General features: G+C 64.6%; 21 protein-coding genes. 14 read left to right on the forward strand and 7 right to left on the reverse strand.

Features of this window, described 5'->3' with window-relative positions; translation table 11 throughout:
• Positions 1-51: 51 nt before the first annotated feature.
• Together EOB80_RS18280 and EOB80_RS18285 are read right to left on the reverse strand one after the other, a co-directional pair.
• Positions 52-924 (reverse strand): 50S ribosomal protein L11 methyltransferase, encoded by an 873-nt coding sequence (locus EOB80_RS18280; RefSeq protein WP_127328884.1) that lies wholly within the window; start codon positions 922-924, stop codon positions 52-54.
• A gap of 10 nt (positions 925-934) precedes the next feature.
• Entirely contained in the window at positions 935-1,513 is a 579-nt protein-coding gene (locus EOB80_RS18285; RefSeq protein ID WP_127328885.1) for an SCO family protein, read from the reverse strand.
• A 188-nt stretch (positions 1,514-1,701) separates the two neighbouring features.
• On the opposite strand from EOB80_RS18285, the gene EOB80_RS18290 reads away from it, so the two are divergent.
• The 3 genes from EOB80_RS18290 to EOB80_RS18300 all read left to right on the forward strand — a co-directional run bounded on the left by EOB80_RS18290 (position 1,702) and on the right by EOB80_RS18300 (position 3,717).
• Positions 1,702-2,220 (forward strand): CreA family protein, encoded by a 519-nt coding sequence (locus EOB80_RS18290; protein ID WP_127269254.1) that lies wholly within the window; start codon positions 1,702-1,704, stop codon positions 2,218-2,220.
• A gap of 126 nt (positions 2,221-2,346) precedes the next feature.
• Entirely contained in the window at positions 2,347-2,988 is a 642-nt protein-coding gene (locus tag EOB80_RS18295) for a DapH/DapD/GlmU-related protein (RefSeq protein ID WP_127328886.1), read from the forward strand.
• A 303-nt stretch (positions 2,989-3,291) separates the two neighbouring features.
• Positions 3,292-3,717: a low affinity iron permease family protein gene (locus tag EOB80_RS18300; protein WP_127320442.1), complete on the forward strand. Its 426-nt coding sequence runs from the start codon at positions 3,292-3,294 to the stop codon at positions 3,715-3,717.
• Between the two features lie 3 nt (positions 3,718-3,720).
• On the opposite strand, the gene EOB80_RS18305 is transcribed toward EOB80_RS18300, so the two are convergent.
• Positions 3,721-4,587: an SDR family NAD(P)-dependent oxidoreductase gene (locus EOB80_RS18305; protein WP_127328887.1), complete on the reverse strand. Its 867-nt coding sequence runs from the start codon at positions 4,585-4,587 to the stop codon at positions 3,721-3,723.
• A 188-nt stretch (positions 4,588-4,775) separates the two neighbouring features.
• Here EOB80_RS18305 and EOB80_RS18310 point away from each other — a divergent pair, with 188 nt between their 5' ends.
• A complete protein-coding gene (locus EOB80_RS18310; protein WP_127320440.1) occupies positions 4,776-5,060 on the forward strand; it encodes a hypothetical protein in 285 nt (94 codons plus the stop codon).
• A 261-nt stretch (positions 5,061-5,321) separates the two neighbouring features.
• The gene (locus tag EOB80_RS18315) at positions 5,322-5,720 is read left to right on the forward strand and encodes an SH3 domain-containing protein (protein ID WP_127328888.1); all 399 of its coding nucleotides are present in this window, start codon (positions 5,322-5,324) and stop codon (positions 5,718-5,720) included.
• 84 nt (positions 5,721-5,804) lie between these two features.
• On the opposite strand, the gene EOB80_RS18320 is transcribed toward EOB80_RS18315, so the two are convergent.
• Complete coding sequence (locus tag EOB80_RS18320; RefSeq protein WP_245466375.1) at positions 5,805-7,307, reverse strand: MATE family efflux transporter; 1,503 nt, start codon at positions 7,305-7,307, stop codon at positions 5,805-5,807.
• Positions 7,308-7,450: 143 nt separating this feature from the next.
• Here EOB80_RS18320 and EOB80_RS18325 point away from each other — a divergent pair, with 143 nt between their 5' ends.
• Positions 7,451-8,236: a L,D-transpeptidase gene (locus tag EOB80_RS18325; RefSeq protein ID WP_127328889.1), complete on the forward strand. Its 786-nt coding sequence runs from the start codon at positions 7,451-7,453 to the stop codon at positions 8,234-8,236.
• Positions 8,237-8,321: 85 nt separating this feature from the next.
• Here EOB80_RS18325 and EOB80_RS18330 read toward each other — a convergent pair whose 3' ends face one another.
• Positions 8,322-9,806 (reverse strand): esterase-like activity of phytase family protein, encoded by a 1,485-nt coding sequence (locus tag EOB80_RS18330; protein ID WP_127328890.1) that lies wholly within the window; start codon positions 9,804-9,806, stop codon positions 8,322-8,324.
• 244 nt (positions 9,807-10,050) lie between these two features.
• Between EOB80_RS18330 and EOB80_RS18335 the strand changes: the two genes are divergently transcribed.
• Complete coding sequence (locus EOB80_RS18335; protein ID WP_127328891.1) at positions 10,051-12,462, forward strand: FAD-dependent oxidoreductase; 2,412 nt, start codon at positions 10,051-10,053, stop codon at positions 12,460-12,462.
• A 12-nt stretch (positions 12,463-12,474) separates the two neighbouring features.
• Complete coding sequence (locus EOB80_RS18340; RefSeq protein ID WP_127270069.1) at positions 12,475-14,028, forward strand: trimethylamine methyltransferase family protein; 1,554 nt, start codon at positions 12,475-12,477, stop codon at positions 14,026-14,028.
• A 142-nt stretch (positions 14,029-14,170) separates the two neighbouring features.
• Here the strand turns inward: EOB80_RS18340 and EOB80_RS18345 are convergent, their stop codons facing one another.
• Positions 14,171-15,196 (reverse strand): LacI family DNA-binding transcriptional regulator, encoded by a 1,026-nt coding sequence (locus tag EOB80_RS18345; protein WP_127328892.1) that lies wholly within the window; start codon positions 15,194-15,196, stop codon positions 14,171-14,173.
• 197 nt (positions 15,197-15,393) lie between these two features.
• Here EOB80_RS18345 and EOB80_RS18350 point away from each other — a divergent pair, with 197 nt between their 5' ends.
• The 6 genes from EOB80_RS18350 to EOB80_RS35880 all read left to right on the forward strand — a co-directional run bounded on the left by EOB80_RS18350 (position 15,394) and on the right by EOB80_RS35880 (position 20,377).
• Positions 15,394-16,425, forward strand: coding sequence for a Gfo/Idh/MocA family oxidoreductase (locus tag EOB80_RS18350; protein ID WP_127328893.1), 1,032 nt, complete (start codon positions 15,394-15,396; stop codon positions 16,423-16,425).
• Positions 16,422-17,330 (forward strand): sugar phosphate isomerase/epimerase, encoded by a 909-nt coding sequence (locus EOB80_RS18355; RefSeq protein ID WP_127328894.1) that lies wholly within the window; start codon positions 16,422-16,424, stop codon positions 17,328-17,330. Before EOB80_RS18350 ends, EOB80_RS18355 begins: the two co-directional genes overlap by 4 nt.
• 102 nt (positions 17,331-17,432) lie before the next feature.
• Positions 17,433-18,446, forward strand: a complete 1,014-nt coding sequence (locus tag EOB80_RS18360; RefSeq protein WP_127328895.1) for a substrate-binding domain-containing protein — start codon at positions 17,433-17,435, stop codon at positions 18,444-18,446.
• Positions 18,447-18,534: 88 nt separating this feature from the next.
• Positions 18,535-19,332, forward strand: coding sequence for an ATP-binding cassette domain-containing protein (locus EOB80_RS18365; RefSeq protein ID WP_013530993.1), 798 nt, complete (start codon positions 18,535-18,537; stop codon positions 19,330-19,332).
• On the forward strand, positions 19,329-20,291 hold the full coding sequence (locus tag EOB80_RS18370) for an ABC transporter permease (protein ID WP_245466376.1): 963 nt from the start codon (positions 19,329-19,331) through the stop codon (positions 20,289-20,291). The genes EOB80_RS18365 and EOB80_RS18370 overlap by 4 nt, the downstream gene beginning before the upstream one ends.
• Complete coding sequence (locus tag EOB80_RS35880; protein ID WP_281058030.1) at positions 20,252-20,377, forward strand: hypothetical protein; 126 nt, start codon at positions 20,252-20,254, stop codon at positions 20,375-20,377. Before EOB80_RS18370 ends, EOB80_RS35880 begins: the two co-directional genes overlap by 40 nt.
• A gap of 270 nt (positions 20,378-20,647) precedes the next feature.
• Here the strand turns inward: EOB80_RS35880 and EOB80_RS18375 are convergent.
• Positions 20,648-22,441, reverse strand: a 1,794-nt coding sequence (locus EOB80_RS18375; protein ID WP_245466377.1) for a 3'-5' exonuclease, incomplete at its 5' end; no start/stop codon positions are given.

Consider the following 22,441-nt stretch of genomic DNA (forward strand, 5'->3'; position numbering starts at 1 on the left):
CGCTGGACTGACAACCGGGGGAACTTGGTCCAAGCTCGGTCGGTCCCGGGCTCAATGCTTGAGGTGGATCGTCACCCAGCCCTCGCGGTGCAAGGTTCTGACGTGGCGAAAATTCTGGCCGACATAGGCCGAGATGACCGCGTCGCGCTGGCGGTCGAGGATGCCTGACAGCACGATCGAGCCGCCGAGCGCGATGTGGCCAGCCATTTGCGGCGCCAGCCGCATCAGCGGCCGTGCCAATATGTTGGCGACGATGAGATCGAAGGGCGCGCGCTTGCCGAAGACCGGGTGGTGAAAGCCCGGCGCGGTCACCGTTTCCACCAGTGCCTTGACGTGGTTGAGCCGCGCATTGGCGGCAGCCACCCGCACCGCCACCGGATCGATGTCGGTGGCCAGCACAGGAATATGCGCCAGCTTGGCGACGGCGATCGCCAGCACCGCGCTGCCGGTGCCGAGGTCGAGCGCATTGCGCGGATGCTCGCGCCGGACCACTCTTTCAAGCATTTCCAGGCAGCCGGCGGTCGTGCCGTGGTGGCCGGTGCCGAAGGCGAGGCCGGCCTCGATCTCGATGGCGATCTCGCCGCTGTGGCGCTTGCGGCGGTCATGCGCGCCGTGGACGAAGAAACGTCCGGCACGCACCGGCTTCAGCTCTTCCAGTGAATGCGCCACCCAGTCGATGTCGGGCAGGGCCTCGCGCTCGATCGGCTTCGACAGGGAAAGGCCGGCAAGGATGTCGTTCAAGCGGTTCTCGACCGCATCGACGTCGCCATCGGCATAGAGCGACACTTCGTGGATGTCCTTGTCCTCGTCGACCTCCAGGACGGCGATCGGCAGCCCTTCTTCCTCGAAGGCTGCCTCAAGCGCCGCGAAAATGCTGACGGACTCGATCTTTCCGGTGGTGAAGTAAAGGCGCGTCTGGGTCATGAAATGGTAATCAGCCTTTCGCCGCCAGCCGCTTCAGCTTGGCGATGGCCGTATCGGCGCTTTCGCCGTAGGCGATGGTGCCGGCAAAGTCGCCATTGGCGTTGAGCAGCAGCACCGAGGCGGTGTGGTCCATCGTGTAGTCGCCGTCGCCGGTGTCGACCTTCTTCCAGTAGATGCCGAACGACTTGGCCATGGCATGGACCTTGTCGGGAGCGCCCGTGATGCCGACGATGCGGTCGGAGAAATTGCTGACATAGGCGTTCATCACTTCCGGCGTGTCGCGCTCGGGGTCGACCGAGACGAAATAGGCGTGCAGGTTCTTGCCGTCGTCGCCGAGCGTCTTTAGCCAGCCGGCCAGTTCGAACAGCGTGGTCGGGCAGACCTCGGGGCAATGGGTGAAGCCGAAGAAGACGACGCTGGGCTGACCCCTGAAGGCAGCCTCGGTGATCGGCGCGCCTTTCTGGTCGACCAGGGTGAAGGCAGCGCCGAAGGGCTCGCCGCCATAATGGCCGCGATACCAGTCGAAAGTCAGCCAGCCGATACCGGCGGCCATCAGGACGAGAATGCCGACCAGGATAGAACGCATCATCAGAAAAGTCCGTCTGCAGAAATCGCCGCGCCGGCTCAATGCCGCGCCTGTGCGACAGTCTTAGCGGTTCGGCCTCGCACAGGCAAAGTGCCGCGTTGCCGCAACCGCAGTGGTGTCGACCTATCTGCTTGCAAAGCCGGGCTGCTCGCCCCACCTGTGACCGGCAACTCGAACCGCGGGAGGCTCCCTTGCCACGACTGATTGGGCACGGACTGATTGGGCGAAAACTGATCGGCGGCGCGTTGGCCGCGTGTGTTGTCGTTGGCGCCGGTGCCGCGGTCGCCGAGGAAGTCGGCAAGGTCGGAGTCGACTGGCTCGGCAACGACATCATCGTCGAAGCGATCAAGGATCCGAAAGTGGAAGGCGTGACCTGCCACGTCTCCTATTTCGACCGCGGCATCATCGATCGCCTGCACAAGGGCAACTGGTTCGAGGATCCGTCCGATTCCTCCATCTCCTGCCGCCAGACCGGCCCGATCACGATCGGCGACATCGACATGAGCGAGGGCGGCGAGGAGGTGTTCAAGCAAGGCATCAGCCTGATCTGGAAGAAGCAGGTGGTGAACCGCATCTACGACAAGCCCAATGAGACGCTGATCTATCTCTCGCATTCGCGCCAGGTGCAGAACGGCTCGGCCAAAATGTCGGTCACCACCGTGCCGCTCTACGGCCAGAACGTGGTGTGGAGCAAAGGCAAGCCGCAATAGGCTGCTTAGTTCCTTCGGGAGCCGGCGTTGCGGGACCATTCGCTCGGCGAATCCTTGCTGGGAGACGATCTGAGGGACGATTGGTCCCGCTTGCGGGACCAATCGCCTAGGCGTAAAGCCGCCGGCATGGAGCGTTCCGAAAACCTCGTCCCGAAAGACCCCGAGCCGCGTATCCATCCGACCGCGGAATTGAAGGCGTGCAAGCTCGGCCGCTATGCCTCGATCGGCGAGCGGGTGGTGCTGCGCGAGGTGAATGTCGGCGACTTCTCTTATTTTGAACGCCACTGTGAAGCGATCTACACGACGATCGGGAAATTCTGCTCGATCGCCGCCAACAGCCGTATCAATGCGCTGGAGCATCCCATAGAGCGGCTGACCCAGCACAAGCTCAGCTACCGGCCGAACGAGTATTTTCGTTGGCTGGGCGTCGATGCCGCCTTCCGCGAGCGGCGGCAGGCAAAAGCCGTGACCATCGGCCATGATGTCTGGATCGGCCACGGCGCGGTGATCATGCCTGGGGTCGCCATCGGCAACGGTGCCGTCATCGGCGCCAACGCCGTGGTGACGCGTGACGTGCCGTCCTATGCGATCGTCGCCGGCGTGCCGGCGAAGGCTCTCCGGCCACGCTTCACTCCGGATATCGCGGCGCGGATCGAAGCTCTCGCCTGGTGGGACTGGCCGGTCGAAAAGCTGGCCAGAGCGGTTCCCGACATGCAGGCCATGCCGATCGAAACGTTCCTCGATCGCTGGGAAAACGACGCCGTCTGACCAGTTCAAGTGCGTAGCGTTGAGACGGAGTCGGGCGACGCGCTTCAAGGCCCGCCGGACTGAAACCCCTTCCGCCATGCGGGGGTGGCGCAGCGGAAGGGGTGGAGTTAAACCGCTGTGAAGCGGAAGGAACAGGCACTCTCGCCTGCAGGGTCATTGTGACATTGGACCCATAAGGTGTGTTTTCCAGGCTATTCTCCCTATGCGTGTAGGCAATTGTACCTGGAGGTATTTGCTTGCATCGGGAACCTGAAACGGTCGCTGATTGTTCTCATCGCGCCGCAGCGTTGAGGATTTCGATAGATGGAAAAGCATTTCACCAAGGTCGCCAACTGGGTCGCCCGCATAGCCGGCCTGCCGCCGACATTCGCCCTCTGTTGCCTGATCGTCATCGTCTGGGCGGTGAGCGGTCCGTTCTTCGGCTTTTCGGACACCTGGCAGCTCGTCATCAACACGGGCACGACCATCATCACCTTCCTGATGGTCTTCCTGATCCAGAACACTCAGAACCGCGACGGCGCGGCGATCCAGGCCAAGCTCGACGAACTGATCCGGGTCGGCAAGGGCCACAACCACTTCATCGGCATCGAGCATCTGACCGAATCCGAAGTCGAGGAAATCCGCGCCAAATGCGAGCGTGCTGCAAAGCGGCATGACGAACAAATCGCCGACATGGCGGCGAAGAAGGTTGTGGCGAAAAAGCGCGGGTCGAAAAAGCAGGCGGCCTGAAGATCAGTTCTTCATGAACGCCGCGAAACTGTCCTTGTGGTCCGGGTGCCAGCGCGACAGGGCTGGGCGGTTCTCGATGATGTCGCCGATCGCCCAGGCCATGCGCTTTTCATCCAGCGGGCGGGCCGCCTCATTGTCCGGGCACAGGATGTAGAAATCGCCTCTGGTCAGGGATTCCAGCATGAAATCCACAACCTGTTCGCCGGTCCAGGCACCGGCCGGTTTTTCCGTCGCGCCCTCGGTCAGGCCGGTAAAGGTGAAGCCGGGGATCAGAAGATGGGCAGCGACATGGGCGCCGGGTTCGTTGCGCAACGCATGCGACAGACCCTCGGTGAAGGTTTTCACCCCAGCCTTGGAGACATTGTAGGCAAGATTGCCGGGCGGCGTGGTGATGCCTTGCTTGGAGCCGGTGTTGACGATCAGACCCGGGCTGGCCGAGGCCAGCATACGCGGCGCGAAGGCCTCGACGCCATGCACGACGCCCCAGAAATTGATGTCCAGCAGCCGTTTCCAGGCATCGCCGTTTTCCCATGGCTTTCCGGGATTGTCGCCGATACCGGCATTGTTCATCAGCAGCGACACGCCGCCGAAGGCGCCGAACGCCCTTTCGGCCAGGCGGTGTACCTCATCCGCCTTCGAAACGTCGGCGGCGACGGCAAGCACGGCATCGTCGCCGGCAATCGCGGAAACGGCGCGCGAGGCGTCGTCCAGCCGCGCGCCGCCAATGTCGGCCAGCACGATCTTCATGCCCATCAGTGCAAGCCGCTTGGCGGCCGCCAGACCGATGCCGCTGGCGGCGCCGGTGATAACGGCGGCATTGCCTGGGGCAAGCGCGGGCAGGGCGGTCTGGATCTCGGCGTCGGTGATCATGGGCGATGGGTTCCTTGTTCGATGGCGCCGAACTTAGCGCCGGAACCGGCCGGCGCAAGCCTCTGCCCGTCTTGTCGGGTTGACCAGTTCGGTCGAGGCTGCGCATGTTGCCCTTTGCCTCCGCAAAAGAGATTTTGCCCTGGGGACAAAACAAACTTTAGCCTCGGGGACAAACGGAGATTTCCTGATTGACGGACTGGGTTGCAATCCTGAAAGAACAGACCGCCATTGGCGACCAGATGGGCCGCGAGGTGCCGCAGATGCTGGCCAACCCCGATATCAGCGAAACGCAGGTGAAGACGCTCTTTTCCGCCCTGGAGAAACAAGCCGAGTTCGTCGAGAAGCTGCGTATGGCGCTGGAAAAGTTCGGCCATGATTTCTCGATCATCAAGGCCGCGGAACGGCTGGAGGAGCGCTATGCCGACCTTGCTGCATCGGTGGCGGAAAAACTGAAAGCGATGCGCCGTCGGTGAATGCCTCGACCCTGCCTTTGCCCATGGATCCACCTTTGCCCGCGGTGATTGTCGAAAGACAGTAAACGTCAGCGGGTGTTGAAGAGCAATAGGCGGCAACCGGGAAATTCCTCAACCATGTCCAAGAAAAATCCGGCATCAGTCCCGCTGGCCAGAACAGTTACGCCGCCCACCTGTTGACTTTTCTTGGCTTGGCCGCTCCCCCTTGCAGGGCAGTCTTGGCCGAAGCAGATGAACGGCCGGATTCGAATGGAGGGACTGATGAGATTTCGTTTTCTGCTTGTGTTCGCGACCATAATGGCCGCGGTCTTCGGGACGTCCGCCGTAGCCTTCGCTTACAGCGCCCACACCACGACCAATCTCAATGTCCGTAGCGGGCCGGGAGCGGGATATGCCAGGGTCGGAACGCTGCCCGGCGGCTTCAGGGTCAATGTCACCGGCTGCCAGCCGGGCTGGTGCAGAATCCATGGCGGCGGCGTGAGCGGCTGGGCCAGCTCCGGTTATCTCGAACGCTCCCAAATCGTTCGCCCTCCAATCATCATCGTGCGTCCGCCGCATCGGCCGCCACACTGGCACAAGCCGCACCGTCCTCCGCACCATCGGCCGCACAGGCCACGTCCCGGCAAGTGCAAGATCGCGCCCGGCTTCTCCTGCAAATAGGTTCATTTGCGCCGGGTCTGGCGTGACGGGCAGGGCGGCAATCAATTGCGGCCCTGCCGCCATGTCCATGGCCTGACGGGTACTTCAGCCGTTCGGTGTTTCAGGCGAAAGATGCGCGCGTCCGCGTGGCACCCCAAGACCGGTGTCCGGCGGCTCGCCGGCTGCCGGTCTGTTCTCGATCATGTGCGTGGTGCGCCAGCGGCCGAAACGGTAGTAGGCCGCCGCCAGTACAAGCGAGCTGATCGAACCCACCGGGAAACTCCACCACAGCGCTTCCTCGCCGATCACGCCACGCATGAAATAGGCGAAGCCGGTGCGCACGACCAGCACCGAAATGACCAGGATGATCAGCGGCGGCATCACGGCACCCGTGGCTCGTACGGTGGCAAACAGCACGATGGTTATGCCGAACAGAATGAACGACCACGAGGCGACATTGTTGATGTGGACGGCGATGTCGATCGCCGCGCTGTCGCTGCTCAGGAACAGGCTCAGCACCGAACGGTCGAAAACCGACAGAACTGCAACCAGTGCGCCGGTCAGGACCAGGTTGAAGCCGACACCGGAGGCGGCGATGCGGCCGATCCGGTCCCGGCGCCCGGCGCCGACATTTTGCGCCGCCATCGAGGACACCGCGGCGCCGATGGCGAGCGCCGGCATCTGGATATAGGTCCACAGCTGGGCAGCGATGCCGTAGGCGGCGGCGACCTGTGAGCCGTAGGAATTGACGATGCCCATCACCGTCAGTGCCGCCGCCGAAATGACGATCATCTGCAAACCCATCGGCACGCCCTTGACGACGACGATGCGAAGCAAGGTGGGATCGGGCCGCAGCAGGGCGAGGTTGGCGCCGGCCAGCCGCAGCGGATGCTTGCGCACATAGAGCACGATCAGGATGGCGATCACGCTTACCGTCTGGCCGATCAGCGTGGACGTGGCGGAGCCCGCGATGCCGAGTTCGGGAAACGGTCCGATGCCGCGGATGAGCAATGGGTTGAGCACGATGTCGAGGACGACGGCCAGAGCCATGAAGAAGAAGGGCGTGCGTGAATCGCCGGCACCGCGCAAAACGGTCATGACGAAGGACAGAAGGTTCATCATCGGCACGGCGACGAAGATGATGCGCAGATAGGAGCGCGCGAGCGGCAAGGCATCGGCCGGTGTGCCGAGCGTGTTGAGAATGGCGTCGACCCAGATCCAGCCGCAGACCGCGAGGATAACGGAAACAAGGAAGAAGAACGTCGCGCTGGTGCCGACGATGCGGCGCGCCTCGGGCAGGTCGCGGGCACCGACCGACTGGGCCACCAGGATGGTGGCCGCCATGCCGATGCCGAACACGGTGCCGAGGATCAGGAACAGGACGAGGTTGGCGTTGGAGGTGGCGGTCAGCGCCGATTCGCCGAGGAAACGGCCGACCCAGACGGCGTTGATCGAACCGTTGAGCGACTGCAGCACGTTGGAGCCGAGCACCGGCAGGGCGAACAGCAAGAGCGTGCGCGGGATCGGGCCGCTGGTCAGGTCGCCGGTGCGCCGGCGCGGGGGATTTTTTTCGTCCATGGCGGGCAGCTCGGCGAAGGTTTGTTTCAAGTCGCGTCCGCGATGATTGCCGATACAACCGAACACAGGTTGTGCCTTGATCTAATCATGTTCTCAAAGCTTCCGGAATGGGATATTGATCCTCGATGCGTGGGGCCGCATTCCTATCAGATCTTGGATAAGCCGGGGGGGTCATGTCCGATATTCCGCTGTTTTCTGTGCACCTGAACCGGCGCGCATTTCTCGGTGCATCCGCTTTGGGCGCCCTGGCTGTTTCGGCGTGTACAACAACAGACGTGGCGCCGCCGCCGCCGGATGCAGCACCGCCGAGCGATCCGGCTTTCGGCGATGCCGCAAGCATGTATGCGGCGCGTGTCGACGAGGGCTATCAACTGCCGGCAATCCCGGTTGCCAAGGTCGATCCGAAATTCGTGCGCCAGATCGTGGCTGATCCGACCGGGGAGAAACCCGGCACGATCGTCGTCGATACGTCTGAGCACTTCCTTTATCTGGTGCGCGACGGCGGCACAGCTATTCGCTATGGCGTCAGCCTTGGCAAAGCCGGTTTCGGATGGACCGGCAGCGCCGTGGTCCAGGCGAGGAAGAAGTGGCCGGTCTGGACGCCGCCGCCGGAGATGATCCAGCGCCGGCCGGAACTGGCGAAATACAAGGACGGCATGCCGCCCGGCCCGCAGAGCCCGTTGGGCGCCCGCGCGCTGTATCTGTTCCGCGACGGCAAGGACACGATGTACCGGCTGCACGGCACGCCGGAGTGGGATTCCATCGGTAAGAACGCTTCGTCGGGCTGCGTGCGCTTCATGAACCAGGACATCATCGACCTCTACAGCCGCGTCAACGGCCCCGCTCAGGTCTTCGTGCGTCCCAACCTGTTGGCCGCCGGCAAGATCATGGCCGTGTCGAGCAGAACCGCCGAACCGATAGATGCGGGCGTCCCGAAGGGCGCGGAGTTCTTGAAGTAAGCCTTCTCAATCAATCTGCCTGGAAAAACACCAGCAATAGTGCTCCGGGCGGACGCGCCAAGCGCGCCCGTCCGTGCAGTGGTCGTTACTTCTTGGCCAGTCCCGGCAGCGTGACCTGATAGACCAGGAACATGGTGTCGACATTGGCGCCGTCTTCGGCCTTGTAGGGCGCGCCGACCTGAAAACCGTCCTGGGCGAGGAAGTCGTTGTCGTTGGCGACGAACAGGAAGTAGTCGTCGGGCAGCTTCGCATCGAGCACGCTGACCACCGACATCGCCTCCCACTTCTCCGACAGGTTATCCTGGTCATTGGGCGCGCCATTGTGCAGGCCGAAGCGGCCGAGCTCGGCACTGTCGTTGATGTCGATGAATGGCGTCAGCTTGGCCGGTGTCACCGATGGGTCGACGACGCCTTTGGGGGCGACCGGCCTGTCAGCGCTGTCGAAGGCGCCGCCGGCGATGTCGGTCGCGGTGGATAGGTCGACGACGTTGACCTGCCGATAGAGCGAGGCGTCGCCCTTCAGGCCCTGGCCGTTGCCGCTGTCGCGCGCCAGCATCAGGAAGCTCTTGTCGGAGAGCGCCACGATCTCGCTCTGCGCGGCGACCTTGGTCTTGCCCTTGGCATCCCTGAACACCGGCAGCGGCACGACATATTCGTGCGTCAATTTGAGGTGGGCGAGGTCGGACGCGTCATAGACCAGCGCCCTGGTGTTCTGGCGGGTCGAGCCGGAATCGCCGCCGTCCTGCCTGGCCGCCGACTGCAGCACGGCGATCAGGAACTTGCCGTCGGGCGTCATCGCCATGCCTTCGAGGCCTTGATTGTTCTGGCGGCCGGTGTCGGGATCCTTCGGATCGGGCTCGGCGGCACCGGGTCCCGGATTGTCCGAGGCGAAGTTCGGCGTGCCGTGGCGCATCGGCACCAGCGCGGCCGGTGGCTGGGTTGCCGACAGCAGATGCCCGTCGGCGGAAAACCGATAGATGTTCGGGCCGTATTCGTCGGAGATGAACATCGAACCATCGGGCAGCCGCACGATCGCCTCGTTGTCGAGCGCCAGCTTGCCATTGTCGGCTTGCGGCAGGATCGGCATGTCGCCGCTTGCCGCGCGCACGCCGTTGAGCGGATCGAGGCCTGTGGCATCAGCCCCCTTGTCGTCGGTGAGAAGCATGGTGTCGGCGAGCGTTGCCTTGACGCCGGTCTGCTGCTGGCCGGCAGCAGGTGCCGCACCTGGTGCCACCGGGGTAAACTCGATGGCGACGGTGTTGAGGCGCGGCCGGTAGTCGGTGGTGCCGACGACATTGTAGCCGCGATCCGGCAGCAGCCAGAGCGAACCTTTGTAGCCGGCGGCCTCATGCGTCCAGCCTGATGTGTCGATCGACATGCCCGAGCCCGAACCAAACGTCTCGCCGAACTTGTCGCGCTGAGCGGCCGGGATGCGGCCGACGCCGACCAGCCCTTTGTTGACAAAGCTCGTGCCGCCGACGGTCGCGGTGCTGTCGGCGAGCGCCGGCGTCAAGGCGGTGAACAAGGCCAGCGCGACGCCGAGCGACGCGGTTCGATATAGGTGTTTCATGGATAATCCTCTTTGTGACGGATGTGCCGGAGCGGCCGCGGGACGAAAAACTGAAAGAGGTGCGACATCGATGATGCCGCGCAAGCCTCCCCGAAACGCGGTCTACGGCGCGAACATGATGCTTGCGTGACAGCGCGCAGTGCATGCCGGCGGTCGACGAAAAACGATGCGCGCGCACGGCACTAGACACTTATGTCCAGTGCATATATGCTCCAGCCTTCGGACTAAACGTGGAGGGGAAGCCTTGAAATCGCACTACCGCGCAGTCGTCATCGGGGGTGGCGTGGTCGGGGCCTCCGTCCTTTATCATCTGACCCGATTTGGCTGGAGCGATGTGGCGCTGATCGAGCGCGCCGAACTGACGGCCGGTTCGACCTGGCACGCGGCGGCAGGCTTCCATGCGCTCAACGCCGACCCCAACGTGGCGGCGCTACAGGACTACACCATCAATCTCTACCGCGAGATCGAGGCCGAATCCGGCTGGGATATCGGCCTGCACATGACGGGCGGCGTCAACATCGCCAGCGATCCCGCGCGCTGGGAGTGGCTGAAATCGGCCTGGGCGGTGTTCCAGTCGGTCGGCATCGAGACCGCGCGCCTGGTCACGCCCGACGAGATCAAGGCGATCTGCCCGATCGTCGACGTCACCGGCGTGCTAGGCGGCCTGCATGATTCCAACGAGGGGCACCTCGACCCGTACGGCACGACGCACGCCTATGCCGGCGCTGCAAAAAAGCGCGGCGCCGACATCATCCTGCGCAACCGGGTGGTCGAGTTGAAGTCGCGCGCCGACGGTCGCTGGGATGTCGTCACGGAGCAGGGCACCATCATCGCCGAGCATGTCGTCAATGCCGGCGGGCTGTGGGCTAAGCAGCTCGGCCGCATGGCCGGCGTCGATCTGCCGGTGACGCCGATGGAGCACCATTATTTCATCACTGAGGACATTCCCGAGATCGCGGCGCTGGACAGGGAAATCGGCATCGCCGTCGATCTCGACGGCTTTTCGTATCTCAGGCAGGAGCGCAAGGGCGTGTTGCTCGGCGTTTACGAGCAGAACCCGAAGCACTGGAACATGGATGGCGCGCCATGGGACTACGGCATCGAGCTGATCCCGGAAGACATCGACCGCATCAGCCCCGAACTCGCCAAGGCGCATGAGCGCTTTCCTTGCCTGGCGACGGCCGGCATCCGCAAATGGGTCAACGGCGCCTTCACCTTCACGCCGGACGGCAATCCGGTTGTCGGGCCGGTGCGCGGGCTGAGGAACTACTGGGTTGCCTGCGGCGTCATGGCCGGCTTCAGCCAGGGCGGCGGCGTCGGCAAGTCGCTGGCCGAGTGGATGATTTTCGGCGAACCGCAGGCCGACATCTTCGGCATGGACATCGCTCGCTACGGCGCCTTCGCCGCCAGCCGGGAATATCTCAGGCAGACGACGCGCCAGTTCTATTCGCGCCGCTTCGTGATGACCTTTCCCAATGAACGACTGCCCGCCGGCCGGCCGCTGAAACGTCCGGGTGCCTATGACGGCATGAGCGCGGCGGGATGCGAATGGACGGCTTCCTGGGGGCTGGAAATCCCGGCCTATTTCGCGCCGATGGAATTTGCCGAGAACACGACGCTGCGGCGCTCCAACGCCTTCGACATCGTCGGCGACGAGGCGCTGCAGGTGCGGCGCGCCGCCGGTCTCGTCGATATCTCGGCCTATTCGCGCTATGCGGTGGCGGGGCCAGGTGCGGAAGCCTGGCTCGACCGGCTGCTCGCCTGCAGACTGCCGAAGCCGGGGCGGGCCGGCCTGGCGCCGATGCTCGGTCATGACGGACGGCTGAAGGGCGACCTCACCGTCTTCAACTGGGGCGGCGGCAGCTATTGGCTGATGGGCTCCTACTATCTCCGGGAATTCCACATGCGCTGGTTCGAGAGCCATGCGGCTGAAGGCGTCACCGTAGACGACCTCTCCGACACGATGAGCGGCTTCCTGCTGACGGGGCCGAATGCGCGCAAAATACTGGAGCGAACGACGCATCAGGATGTGTCCGGCGCAGCGCTGCCGTTCATGGCCTGCGGCACATTCGACATCGGCATGGTGCAGGCCCGTGTAGCGCGGCTGTCTATATCAGGCGAGCTTGGCTTCGAAATCAGTTGCCCCGTGACCATGCATGCCACTCTGCGCGAAACGCTGCTGGCGGCGGGCGAGGATCTCGGCCTTGCCGAAATCGGCTATTACGCGCTCAATGCACTGCGGCTGGAGAAGAGCTTTGGCATCTGGTCGCGCGAATTCACGCAAGGCTACACGCCGGGCCAGACCGGTCTCGACCGCTTCATCGCTTTCGGCAAGAGCGGCTTCATCGGCCGCGAAGCAGCGTCGAAACAGCGGGAGGCCGGCAGCGGCCAATGCCTGGTGACGCTTGAAGTCGACGCGCTCGACGCCGATGCCAGCGGTTTTGAGCCTGTCTGGCATCGGGGCCGACGCGTCGGCTTCGTCACCTCGGGCGGCTATGGCTATACGGTCGGCAAGAGTCTGGCGCTGGCTCTCGTCGACCGCGATTTTGCGGGCGAGGGTACCGCGCTCTCCGTGCATGTCGTGGGTGAGGAGCGGCCGGCGCATGTCGTCGCGGCCTCGCCCTATGATCCCCTGGGCAAGGCAATGCGGCAATGAGGAGGATTTCCGATGGTCGATGACGCGGCACGGGACGGCAGGCGCGAGCGCCGGCGTGGACGCACGGGCGAGGCCGGCAGCGAAAGCAGCCGCCGTCCCAATTACCATTCGCTGAAGAACCCGTTCCTGCCACAGCCGATCTTTTCTGATGATCAGGTGGCCGCGATTCACGAAACGGCGCTGCGGGTGCTGGAAGAGCTCGGCATCAAGGTGCTGCTGCCGCAGGCGCGTGAGCACTTCGCCAGCGCCGGCGCGCTGGTCGATCCGGACACCGACATGGTGCGCATCGGCCGCGACATGGTGACGGCGGCACTCGCCTCGGCGCCGAGATCGATCCACGCTCACGCCGGTTCGCGCGCCCGCGATCTGACGCTGGAGCTCGGCTCGATGACCTTCCTCGCCGGATGCGGGGCGCCGAACGTCACCGATCTCGAGCGCGGCCGGCGGCCGGGAACACTGGCGGATTTCGAGGACCTCATGCGGCTGGTGCAGCATTTCGACGTGCTGCATATGCTGGGGCCCTGCATCGAACCGCAGGATGTCGACAACCGCTTTCGGCACTATGCCGTCAACCGCGCGCAGCTGACGCTGTCGGACAAGCTCCCGTTCGTCTTCGCGCGCGGCACCCCGCAAGTCGAGGACGGGTTCGAGATGATTCGTCTGGCGCGCGGCCTGTCGCAGGACGAGTTTCTGGCAAATGCATATTGCTACACCGTCATCAACACCAACTCGCCGCGCCAGCTCGACATCCCGATGGCGCAAGGCATCATCGATTTCGCCCGCGCGGGCCAAATCTCCGTCATCACGCCGTTCTGCCTGGCTGGCGCGATGGCGCCGATCACGGTCGCCGGCGCGCTGACGCTGCAGCATGCCGAGGCGCTCGCCGGGCTGACGCTGGCGCAGATCGTGCGGCCCGGCGCACCGGTCGTCTACGGCTCGTTCTCCTCCAATGTCGACATGAAATCCGGCGCGCCGGCCTTCGGTACGCCCGAGCACGTCAAGGCGACGCTGGGCGCCGGTCAGCTGGCGCGCTTCACCGGACTGCCGTGGCGATCGGGCGGCGGCAGTGCGGCCAACATCTCAGACGCGCAGGCCGCGCACGAGACGCAGTTCGCGCTGTGGGGCTCGGTGCTGGCCGGGGCGACGATGTGCATCCATGCCGCCGGCTGGCTGGAGGGCGGCCTCAGTGTCTCCTTCGAGAAACTGATCACCGACATCGAGGCGCTGCAGACGGTGGCTGAACTTTGTGCCGCGACGCCCGGCGACACCGATACGATCGGCTTCGAGGCGATCGCCGAGGTGCAGCCGGGCGGCCACTTCTTCTCGGCCGGTCACACCATGGCGCGCTACCGCACCGCCTTCTACGAACCGCTGGTGGCCGACTGGTCGAATTTCGGCAACTGGACGCAAAGCGGCTCGAAGACAGCGAGCGAGCGCGCCACCGGTGTCTGGAGGCGGGTGCTTGCCGATTTCGCGCCGCCGGCAACGGCTGCCGCCACATCAGGCGTGCTGGATGAGTTTATCGCGCGGCGCACGGCAGAGGGCGGAGCGGCGCCGGTGTCTTAAGGCCGGCTTTCGCTGATCGCCCTGGTTGTGGCGCGATCCGGAACCTGCAGCGCCTCCCGCGCATTCAAGGTTGCGGCCGGTTCACTGCGGCACCGGTGTGCTGTTTGAGGGGAGGACGACATCGGCGGCCCTGCTGCCACCATCAATCGCTGTCGCGCGCCACCAGTTCCAGCGGCCAGACTTCGCGGATGATCCGCGGCCCCTCCGGGCCGGCGAAGGCGGGAAGCGACGCCAACAGCATTTCAGCAAGCCGTTGTCCCATTGGCTCCAGCGCCGGGCGGAAGGCGGTCAGCGCCGGGGAAAAATAGCGGCAGAGCGGCGTGTCGACGATGACGGTTACCGCCATGTCCTGGCCCGGCCTGATGCCCATCTCGGCCAGCGACTTGCAGCCGCCCAGCGCCATTGCATCATTGTTGAAGATGATGGCGGTCGGCGGGGCCTTGGAGCGCATGACCTGGGGCGTCACCTTGTAGCCGCCGGCCTCGTTGATGAAGCCGGACGCGATCAGCTCCGGGTCGACCTCGATGCCGTGCCGCTTCAGGGCCTTGCGGTAGCCGGCGAGGAACAGATAGCCGAAATTGAGGTCGAGTGAGGGACGGATAGCGGCGATACGGCGGTGACCGCGCGCCACCAGGCGGTCGACGGCATCGGCTCCGGCCTTCTCGAAATCGAGGTCGAGGGAAGGATAGGACTTGGCTCCGGAGCGACTGCGGCCGAGCGTGGCGAAGGGAAAGCCGGCTTGCGTGAGATAGTCGATGCGCTCGTCCTCGCGCCGCGTCCAGGCCAGCAGCACCGCATCGGCGCGGCGCGTCTCGACGACGCGGCGCAGGCGCTCCTGCTGGTAGTCGCCCGGCGCCCCCATGACCACGGTCAGGTCGAGCCCGCTTTCGGCGAGCCTGGCCTGCAGCCCGATCAGAAACGGAATGAAGAACGGCTCGCCATATTGCTGGTCGCCGGGATGCGGCTGCAGCATGAAGGCGATCGAACGGGTGGCGCCTTGCCTCAGGCTGCGGCCGGACTGGTTCGGCGAATAGTTCAGCGTCCTGGCCGCCTCGAGCACGCGCTGGCGCGTGTCGGCATTGACGTCGGCGCGGCCGTTCAGCGCCCGCGACACCGTGCCGATCGATATGTTCAAGTGACGGGCAAGGTCGTGAATGCTGGACGCCAAGAGACTGTTCTCCCCCTTGCTTGGCTAGCACCGGTAGCCGCTCAGGCCAAGGCGGTAAGACGAATTTCGCCAAGGGCCGATTGACATTCTACGCCTTCGGGTGTGTTCTCGTAAACGTTTACGGAAAAACGTTTACGGTCCTGCCGTGGATGCCGTGACGATCGGTCTGGAGGGACCGAGCGGAGGAGGAGCGCTGGATGATCGATGTCGTCCTGGTCGGCTGCGGAGCGATGAGCAAGGCCTGGCTCGATGCCATCAGGCAGATCCACGGGCTCACCCTTATCGGCCTCGTGGATCTCGATGCCGACAGGGCACGGGCGAGGGCGCGCGAATACGACCTCACCAATGCCGTCGTCGGCAGCAATCTCGACGCCGTGCTCGACCAGACCAAACCGCAAGCGGTGTTCGACGTGGTGGTTCCAGCCGCCCGGCGCGAAGTCGCTATTTCCGCTTTTGCCCACAATTGCCATCTGCTGACGGAAAAGCCGCTCGCCGACAGTCCGGAAAATGCGCGCGCCATCGTCGAGGCCGCTCGCCGCGCCGGGCGCATTCACGCCGTCGTGCAGAACCGCCGCTATGTCGCCAATGTCAGGCGCATCCGCAGGTTCCTGGATTCCGGCGCCATTGGTACGCCGACCAGCATCCACGCCGACTTCTTCGTCGCGCCGCATTTCGGCGGCTTTCGCGAGGAGATGGCGCATGTGCTGTTGCTCGACATGGCGATCCACACATTCGACGCCGCCCGCTATATGGTCGCCGGCGAGCCGGCCGGCGTCTATTGCCAGGAATGGGAGCCGGCCAATTCCTGGTACCGGCAGGGATCGGCGGCCAGCGCCGTCTTCGATCTCGGCCGCGGCAAGGTCTTCACCTATGCCGGGAGCTGGTGCGCCGCCGGCTTCCGCACCAGTTGGGAAAGTACATGGCGCATCGTCGCCGAGCGCGGCAGCCTGCTCTGGGACGGCAATGACGAGCTGAGGGCAGAAGCAGTGATGCCGGGCCGCGACGGAATGTTCGACAAAACCCACCCGATCGCGGTGCCGCCGCTCGATGCGTCCGATCGCGTCGGCGGCCATCTCGGCATTCTCCAGGATTTCGTGCACGCCATCCAGACCGGCACCGAGCCGGAAACGCGCGGCGCCGACAACATCAAGAGCCTGGCCATGGTTTTTGGCGCCATCGAAAGCGCCGAGACCGGCCGCCGCGTGACAATCGCAGAGGACGCACAATGACGCCGAACCCGCTTCTCGACATCCGGATCGGCACCATGGTGCGGGCCAATCTCGACGACCCGGCGGCTTACGTCAAACAGATCCTGCCGCTCGGCTTCGAGAGCATTCAACCCTTCTTCTGGCAGACGCTTGGCGGCAAGGACCTGCCGCTTCTCGCCGGCCAGATCGGCGAGGCGATCGGCGATGCCGACGTCACCGTGTCCTCGCTCGGCGTCTTCGGCAACCCGCTGGAAAGCGGCGAGGTCGATCGCGGCGTGCTCAAGGCCTGGGAGACGGTGATCGACAACGCGCATCTGTTCGGCACCTCGATGATCAGCGGCTTCACCGGCCGCCTGCGCGGCAAGAAGCTGACCGACAGCCTGCCGCGCTTCAAGGAGGTCTGGGGACCGTTGGCCAGACGCGCCGCCGACAACGGCGTGCGCATCGCCTTCGAGAATTGCGCCATGGACGGCAACTGGGCCGCCGGCGACTGGAACATTGCCCACAATCCGGACGCCTGGGAGCTGATGTTCAACGAAGTGCCCGACGACAATCTCGGACTGGAATGGGAGCCCTGCCACCAACTCGTCTATCTGATCGACCCGATACCGCAGATCCGCAAATGGGCGCCGCGCATCTTCCACGTGCACGGCAAGGACGCGACGGTGCGCTGGGACGTCATCCGCGAGCATGGCGTGTTCGGCCGGTTGCCCTTCGTGCAGATGCGCACGCCCGGTTTCGGCGACAGCGACTGGACGCGGGTGATCAGCGAATTGCGGCTGGCCGGCTACAAGGGGGCCATCGATATCGAAGGCTGGCACGACCCGGTCTATCGCGGCGACCTCGAGATCACCGGCCAGGTGCGGGCGCTTGAATATCTCAAGCAATGCCGGGGAGGGGCCAGCTACCTGCCGAACCCGATGTGAGGATCGGCCGGCGGGAGGAGCCGGCCGGGATGTCTGCAACGCACATTGCCGAAGCGAATGTCGAACTCCTCGCTTGCGAGGACAAAAAGGGAGGATAAGTGCATGAGCATGACGATGAGAAGGACAGTTCTGCGCTCGACCGTCGTGGCCGCCGCCACGATGCTTGCCGCTGCGATCTCCACCTTGCCCGCGCGGGCGCTCGACGCCAAATGGTGCAAGGACGTCCACATCCGCTTCTTCGTCGGCGGCGCCGAGGGCGACGCTTTCGGCACCATCGTCTACAATGGCGCCAAGCAGGCAGAGGCCGATCTCGGGCCGAAGGTCGACTACATCTTCTCCCAGTGGGACATCGAAAAGATGGTGCAGCAACTGCGTGAGGCCGTCGCGGTCAAGCCCAACGGCATCGCCATGATGGGCCATCCGGGCGACGCGTCCATCATGCCGCTCGCCGAACAGGCGCACAAGGACGGCATCAAGATGATGTACCAGAACGTGCCGGTGCCGAAGGTGGTGGAAGCGTTCGGCGGCGGCTATGTCGGCGCCCAGCAGGAACAGCAGGGCCGCGCGCTCGGCGCCGAGGCGTTCAAGCTTGGCAAGCTGAAGGCCGGCGACAAGGCGATCATGATCGGTCCGTTCGAAAACGAAAGCCGCGGCGCGCGCGAGCGCGGGACGGTGGCCGCGCTCAAGGAGGCCGGCGTCGAGGTCATCCAGTTGTCCTCACCGCCGAGCGGCGAATGGGCCTCCGATCCCAATCTGGCCATTCCGGTGATCACCGCGGCGCTGCTCAACAATCCCGACGTCAAGGCGGTCGGCTATCCCGGCGGGCAGATGCTCGGCAATGTCTCGACCTACATGCAGGCGGCGGGACGCAAGGCGGGCGAGATCTTCAACTTCGGCTTCGACACCAGCCCGCAGATCGTCGAGGGCTTCAAGGGCGGCTGGGTGCAATTGACCGCCGACCAGCAGCCGTTCCTGCAGGGCTATCTGCCGATCCTCAGCCTCTGCCAGCAGGTTGTGCTGGGGCTGGCGCCGATGAATGTCGACACCGGCGCCGGTTTCGTTACGCCCGAAAATTACGAGATCGTCGCTGAGCTCGCCAAGCAGGCGCTGCGCTGACCTCCCAAGCCGCCGGCCGGGATCTCAGGCCCCGGCCGGCGGGACCGCTGGCGACGAAGCCGGCAACAGACAATCAAGCGAGGATCCGATGGCAGAACGCCTCATCGAATTGCGCGACATCAGCAAGTCCTATGGCCAGGTCTATGCGCTGGGCGGGGTCAATCTCAGCGTCGACCGCGGCGAGGTCGTCGGCCTGCTCGGCGACAATGGCGCCGGCAAGTCGACGCTGATCAAGATCCTCTCGGGCGTGGTCAAGCCGACCAGCGGCGAGATCCTCGTGCGCGGCAAGCCGGTGACCGGGTGGAGCGCGGCGCGTTCGCGCGAGGCCGGCATCGAGACGGTGTTCCAGGACCGGGCGCTGGCCGTGCAGCAGACCATCGTTCGCAACATCTTCATGGGCCGCGAACTGACCGGCTTCATGGGCTTTCTCAGGGTCAACAAGGAGATCGAGGAAGCGAGCCGGCTGATGCGCGAGATCGGCTTCACCTCGAAAGTGTTCACGCCGCAGTCGATCGTCGGCCAGCTTTCGGGCGGCGAACGCCAGGGCGTGGCGATTGCCCGCGCCATCTACAAGCAGGCCGAGCTGATCGTCCTCGACGAACCGACGACGGCGCTTTCGCTGACCGAAACCGCCAAGGTGTTCCATTTCGTGCGCCAGGTGCGGGCGAGCGGCCGCTCGATCCTGTTCATCGGCCACAACATCCATCATGTCTTCGACATCGCCGATCGCTTCGTCGTGCTGGACCGCGGCAAGGTCGCACTGACGACCGACCGCAGCGAGGTCAAGTCGGCCGAAGATCTCATCAACTTCATGGAAGAGGTCGCGCATCCCGGCGGATTGGCCGGGCTGCACGATGCCGGCGACGCGGAGCAGAGAGCACGATGAGCAAGACCATGGAGCCCGACCTGCACGAGCCGTCCGCCGGCATTCCCCGCCCCAGTGCCCAGAAAGAGTGGAAACACCCATCCGATCACTGGATGCGCGGCTTCATCCTCGACAACCGTGCCGCGCTCGGCACGCTCGCCGTGTTCATCGTCATGATGACGGTGTTCCTGATCGCCAACCCGACCGTCTTCACCACCTGGTATCTCTACCGCTCGGTGCTGACGACGCTGCCGGTTGCGCTGTTCGTGGTGGTGCCGCTGGTCTTCGTCGTCACCTGCGGTGAGATCGACCTGTCGTTTCCGGCGACGATGGGTTTTGCCTCATGGGTTTTCGCGCTGGTCGTGCAGGCCGGCTACGATCCGTTCCTCGGCATCGCCGCCGCACTCGTCACCGGCATGCTGCTCGGCTTCCTGGTCGGGTCGCTGGTGGTCTATGGCGGGCTGTCGTCGCTGATCGCCACGCTCGGCATGAATTTCCTGCTGCGCGGCCTGATCCAGATCATCAACGAAGGCAAATCGATGGCGCTGACCAGCCTCAGCGACAGCTGGGCCTATACGATCTTCTCCAGCCAGCTCCTGGGCATTCCGGTGCAGATCTTCTGGGCCATCGGCTTCGTCGTGCTGTCGGCGATGCTCTACAACCGCCACCGCTTCGGCGCGCAGGTGAGGGTGGTCGGCGACAATCCCGACAGCGCCCAGCAGATGGGCATCGACGTCAAGCGCGTGCGGGTGAAAGTGTTTGTCTTCGTCGGCATCGGGGCCGCGATCGCCGGCACCTTCTCGGTGATGATCAACTTCACCTGGTGGCCGACCGCCGGCGACGGTTATCTCCTGCCGGTGCTGGCTCTGTGTTCGTCGGCGGCACGCCGACCTGGGGCGGCATCGGCACCGTGGTCGGCGGCGCCATCGGCGCGGTCACCGTGTCCTTCATCCAGACCGGCGTCGTGGCGGCAGGCCTGAGCGGCTTCTACGTGCAGTTCTTCAACGGCCTGATCATCATCCTGTCGCTGCTGGGGCATAAGTGGAACCAGGCAAGGTACAGGTGAGGGTTTCGTTGGCGGATCGCATGCCTTGACGATTGGCGCCGGCGCTCATCGTTTTCGTCATCCACGGGCGAAGCAAGGAGCGTAGCGACGCAGCGCAGACCCGAGGATCCATGCCGCGACTTCAACGCGTCACTACGGTGGAGAATTCTGCTCAGCTGCACTCCACGGCCAAGGTCACGGCATGGATCCTCGGGTCTCCGCGACGTCGCTTCGCTCTTGCTCCGCCCGTGGATGACGAAGGTGGGAGCTGTCCGCGGGAAAACGCCATCTTCACACCGCCGCGACAAACCCGTCCAGCACGCGTTTCTGGCCGGCCTTGTCGAAGTCGATGGTCAGCTTGTTGCCCTCGATGGCTGAGATGTTGCCGTTGCCGAATTTCTGGTGGAAGACGCGGTCGCCGACGCTGAAGGCTGACGGCGTGTCGGAGACGGATTTGGCGACCAGTTCGCCGTCGATGGTGCGGCCCTTGACCGAAGTGCGGCCGGCGCCGTAGCCGCTGTCCGTCTCGCCATAGCCGATGCGCTCGACCTGATGGCCGGAGCGCGAGCCCCAATTGCGGTCGGTGGCCTCGGTGCGGTTGGCCTGCGCGCGCTGCCAGCCCGGTGTCGCATAGGTGTTGGAGAAGGCGCCGGATTTTTCGGTATCGGCGCCGACAGTGTCGAAGCGCGAGGCGCCATAGGGGTTCTGCCGTCCGGCGCCCTGGCCGCCGCGGCCGGAGGCAAAGGAACCGCCGCCATAGGAATTGCCGTAGCCGCCGTAGCTGTTGCCGCTTTCAGCGGCCTCGATATGGGCGTTCGGCAATTCTTCGAGGAATCGCGACGGGATGGTCGACTGCCACAGGCCGTGGATGCGGCGGTTGGATACGAACCAGAGATGCAGGTTCTTCTTGGCGCGGGTCAGGCCGACATAGGCAAGGCGGCGCTCTTCCTCGAGCCCGGAGCGGCCGCCTTCGTCGAGCGCGCGCTGATGCGGAAACAGGCCTTCCTCCCAGCCGGGCAGGAAGACGGTCTCGAATTCGAGGCCTTTCGCCGAATGCAGCGTCATGATGTTGACGGCGTCGAGCCCGGCGTTCTGCTCGGCGTCCATGACCAGTGCGACATGTTCGAGGAAGGAGCGCAGCGATTCGTACTCTTCCATCGAGCGGATCAGCTCTTTCAGGTTTTCCAGCCGGCCGGGGGCTTCGACCGAGCGGTCGTTTTTCCACATGTCGGTGTAACCGCTCTCTTCCAAGATGGTCTCGGCGAGTTCGGTGTGCGGCGTGGTTTCCAGCGCCTTTTGCCAGCGCTCGAAATTGGCCGCCACTTCACGAAGTGCGGCGCGCGGCTTCGGCTTCAACTCGTCGCTTTCGGCCAGCTTGGCGGCGGCCTCCAGCATCGGGATGCGCAGCGCACGCGCCGTGTCGTGGATCTGGCGGATGGTGGCTTCCCCCAGGCCGCGCTTGGGCACATTGACGATGCGCTCGAAGGCGAGGTCGTCGGCGCCTTGCGCGACGACGCGGAAGAAGGCCAGCGCATCGCGGATCTCCATGCGCTCGTAGAAGCGCGGACCGCCGATGACGCGGTAGTTGAGGCCGAGCGTGACGAAACGGTCCTCGAACTCCCGCATCTGGAACGAGGCGCGGACCAGGATCGCCATGTCGTTGAGATTGTGCTTTTGCCGCTGGTAGGTCTCGATGGTCTCGCCGACGGCGCGCGCTTCTTCCTCGGAATCCCAGGCGGCGTGGACATGCACCTTGCCGTCTTCGGGATCGTTGCGGTCCGTGAAAAGCGTCTTGCCGAAGCGGCCCTCATTGTGGGCGATGAGGTGGGAGGCAGCGCCAAGGATGTGCGCGGTCGAGCGGTAGTTGCGCTCCAGCCGGATGATGGTGGCGCCGGGAAAATCCTTGTCGAAACGCAGGATGTTGTCGATTTCGGCGCCGCGCCAGCCATAGATGGATTGATCGTCGTCGCCGACGCAGCAGATGTTTACGGTGGCGCGGGTGTCAGTCGAAGAGCGCCCGATCTCCCCCCTAGAGGGGGAGATGTCGCCGGAGGCGACAGAGGGGGGCGCTGTCCCTCCAGCCTG

The sequence above is a fragment of the Mesorhizobium sp. M7A.F.Ca.MR.245.00.0.0 genome (assembly GCF_003997415.1).
Taxonomy (GTDB): domain Bacteria; phylum Pseudomonadota; class Alphaproteobacteria; order Rhizobiales; family Rhizobiaceae; genus Mesorhizobium.

Coding starts and splice junctions, on each gene's coding strand:
- EOB80_RS18280 (WP_127328884.1), bottom strand. CDS start 924: ATGACCCAGACGCGCCTTTACTTCACCACCGGAAAGATCGAGTCCGTC.
- EOB80_RS18285 (WP_127328885.1), bottom strand. CDS start 1,513: ATGATGCGTTCTATCCTGGTCGGCATTCTCGTCCTGATGGCCGCCGGT.
- EOB80_RS18295 (WP_127328886.1), top strand. CDS start 2,347: ATGGAGCGTTCCGAAAACCTCGTCCCGAAAGACCCCGAGCCGCGTATC.
- EOB80_RS18300 (WP_127320442.1), top strand. CDS start 3,292: ATGGAAAAGCATTTCACCAAGGTCGCCAACTGGGTCGCCCGCATAGCC.
- EOB80_RS18305 (WP_127328887.1), bottom strand. CDS start 4,587: ATGATCACCGACGCCGAGATCCAGACCGCCCTGCCCGCGCTTGCCCCA.
- EOB80_RS18315 (WP_127328888.1), top strand. CDS start 5,322: ATGAGATTTCGTTTTCTGCTTGTGTTCGCGACCATAATGGCCGCGGTC.
- EOB80_RS18325 (WP_127328889.1), top strand. CDS start 7,451: ATGTCCGATATTCCGCTGTTTTCTGTGCACCTGAACCGGCGCGCATTT.
- EOB80_RS18330 (WP_127328890.1), bottom strand. CDS start 9,806: ATGAAACACCTATATCGAACCGCGTCGCTCGGCGTCGCGCTGGCCTTG.
- EOB80_RS18340 (WP_127270069.1), top strand. CDS start 12,475: ATGGTCGATGACGCGGCACGGGACGGCAGGCGCGAGCGCCGGCGTGGA.
- EOB80_RS18350 (WP_127328893.1), top strand. CDS start 15,394: ATGATCGATGTCGTCCTGGTCGGCTGCGGAGCGATGAGCAAGGCCTGG.
- EOB80_RS18355 (WP_127328894.1), top strand. CDS start 16,422: ATGACGCCGAACCCGCTTCTCGACATCCGGATCGGCACCATGGTGCGG.
- EOB80_RS18360 (WP_127328895.1), top strand. CDS start 17,433: ATGAGCATGACGATGAGAAGGACAGTTCTGCGCTCGACCGTCGTGGCC.
- EOB80_RS18365 (WP_013530993.1), top strand. CDS start 18,535: ATGGCAGAACGCCTCATCGAATTGCGCGACATCAGCAAGTCCTATGGC.
- EOB80_RS18370 (WP_245466376.1), top strand. CDS start 19,329: ATGAGCAAGACCATGGAGCCCGACCTGCACGAGCCGTCCGCCGGCATT.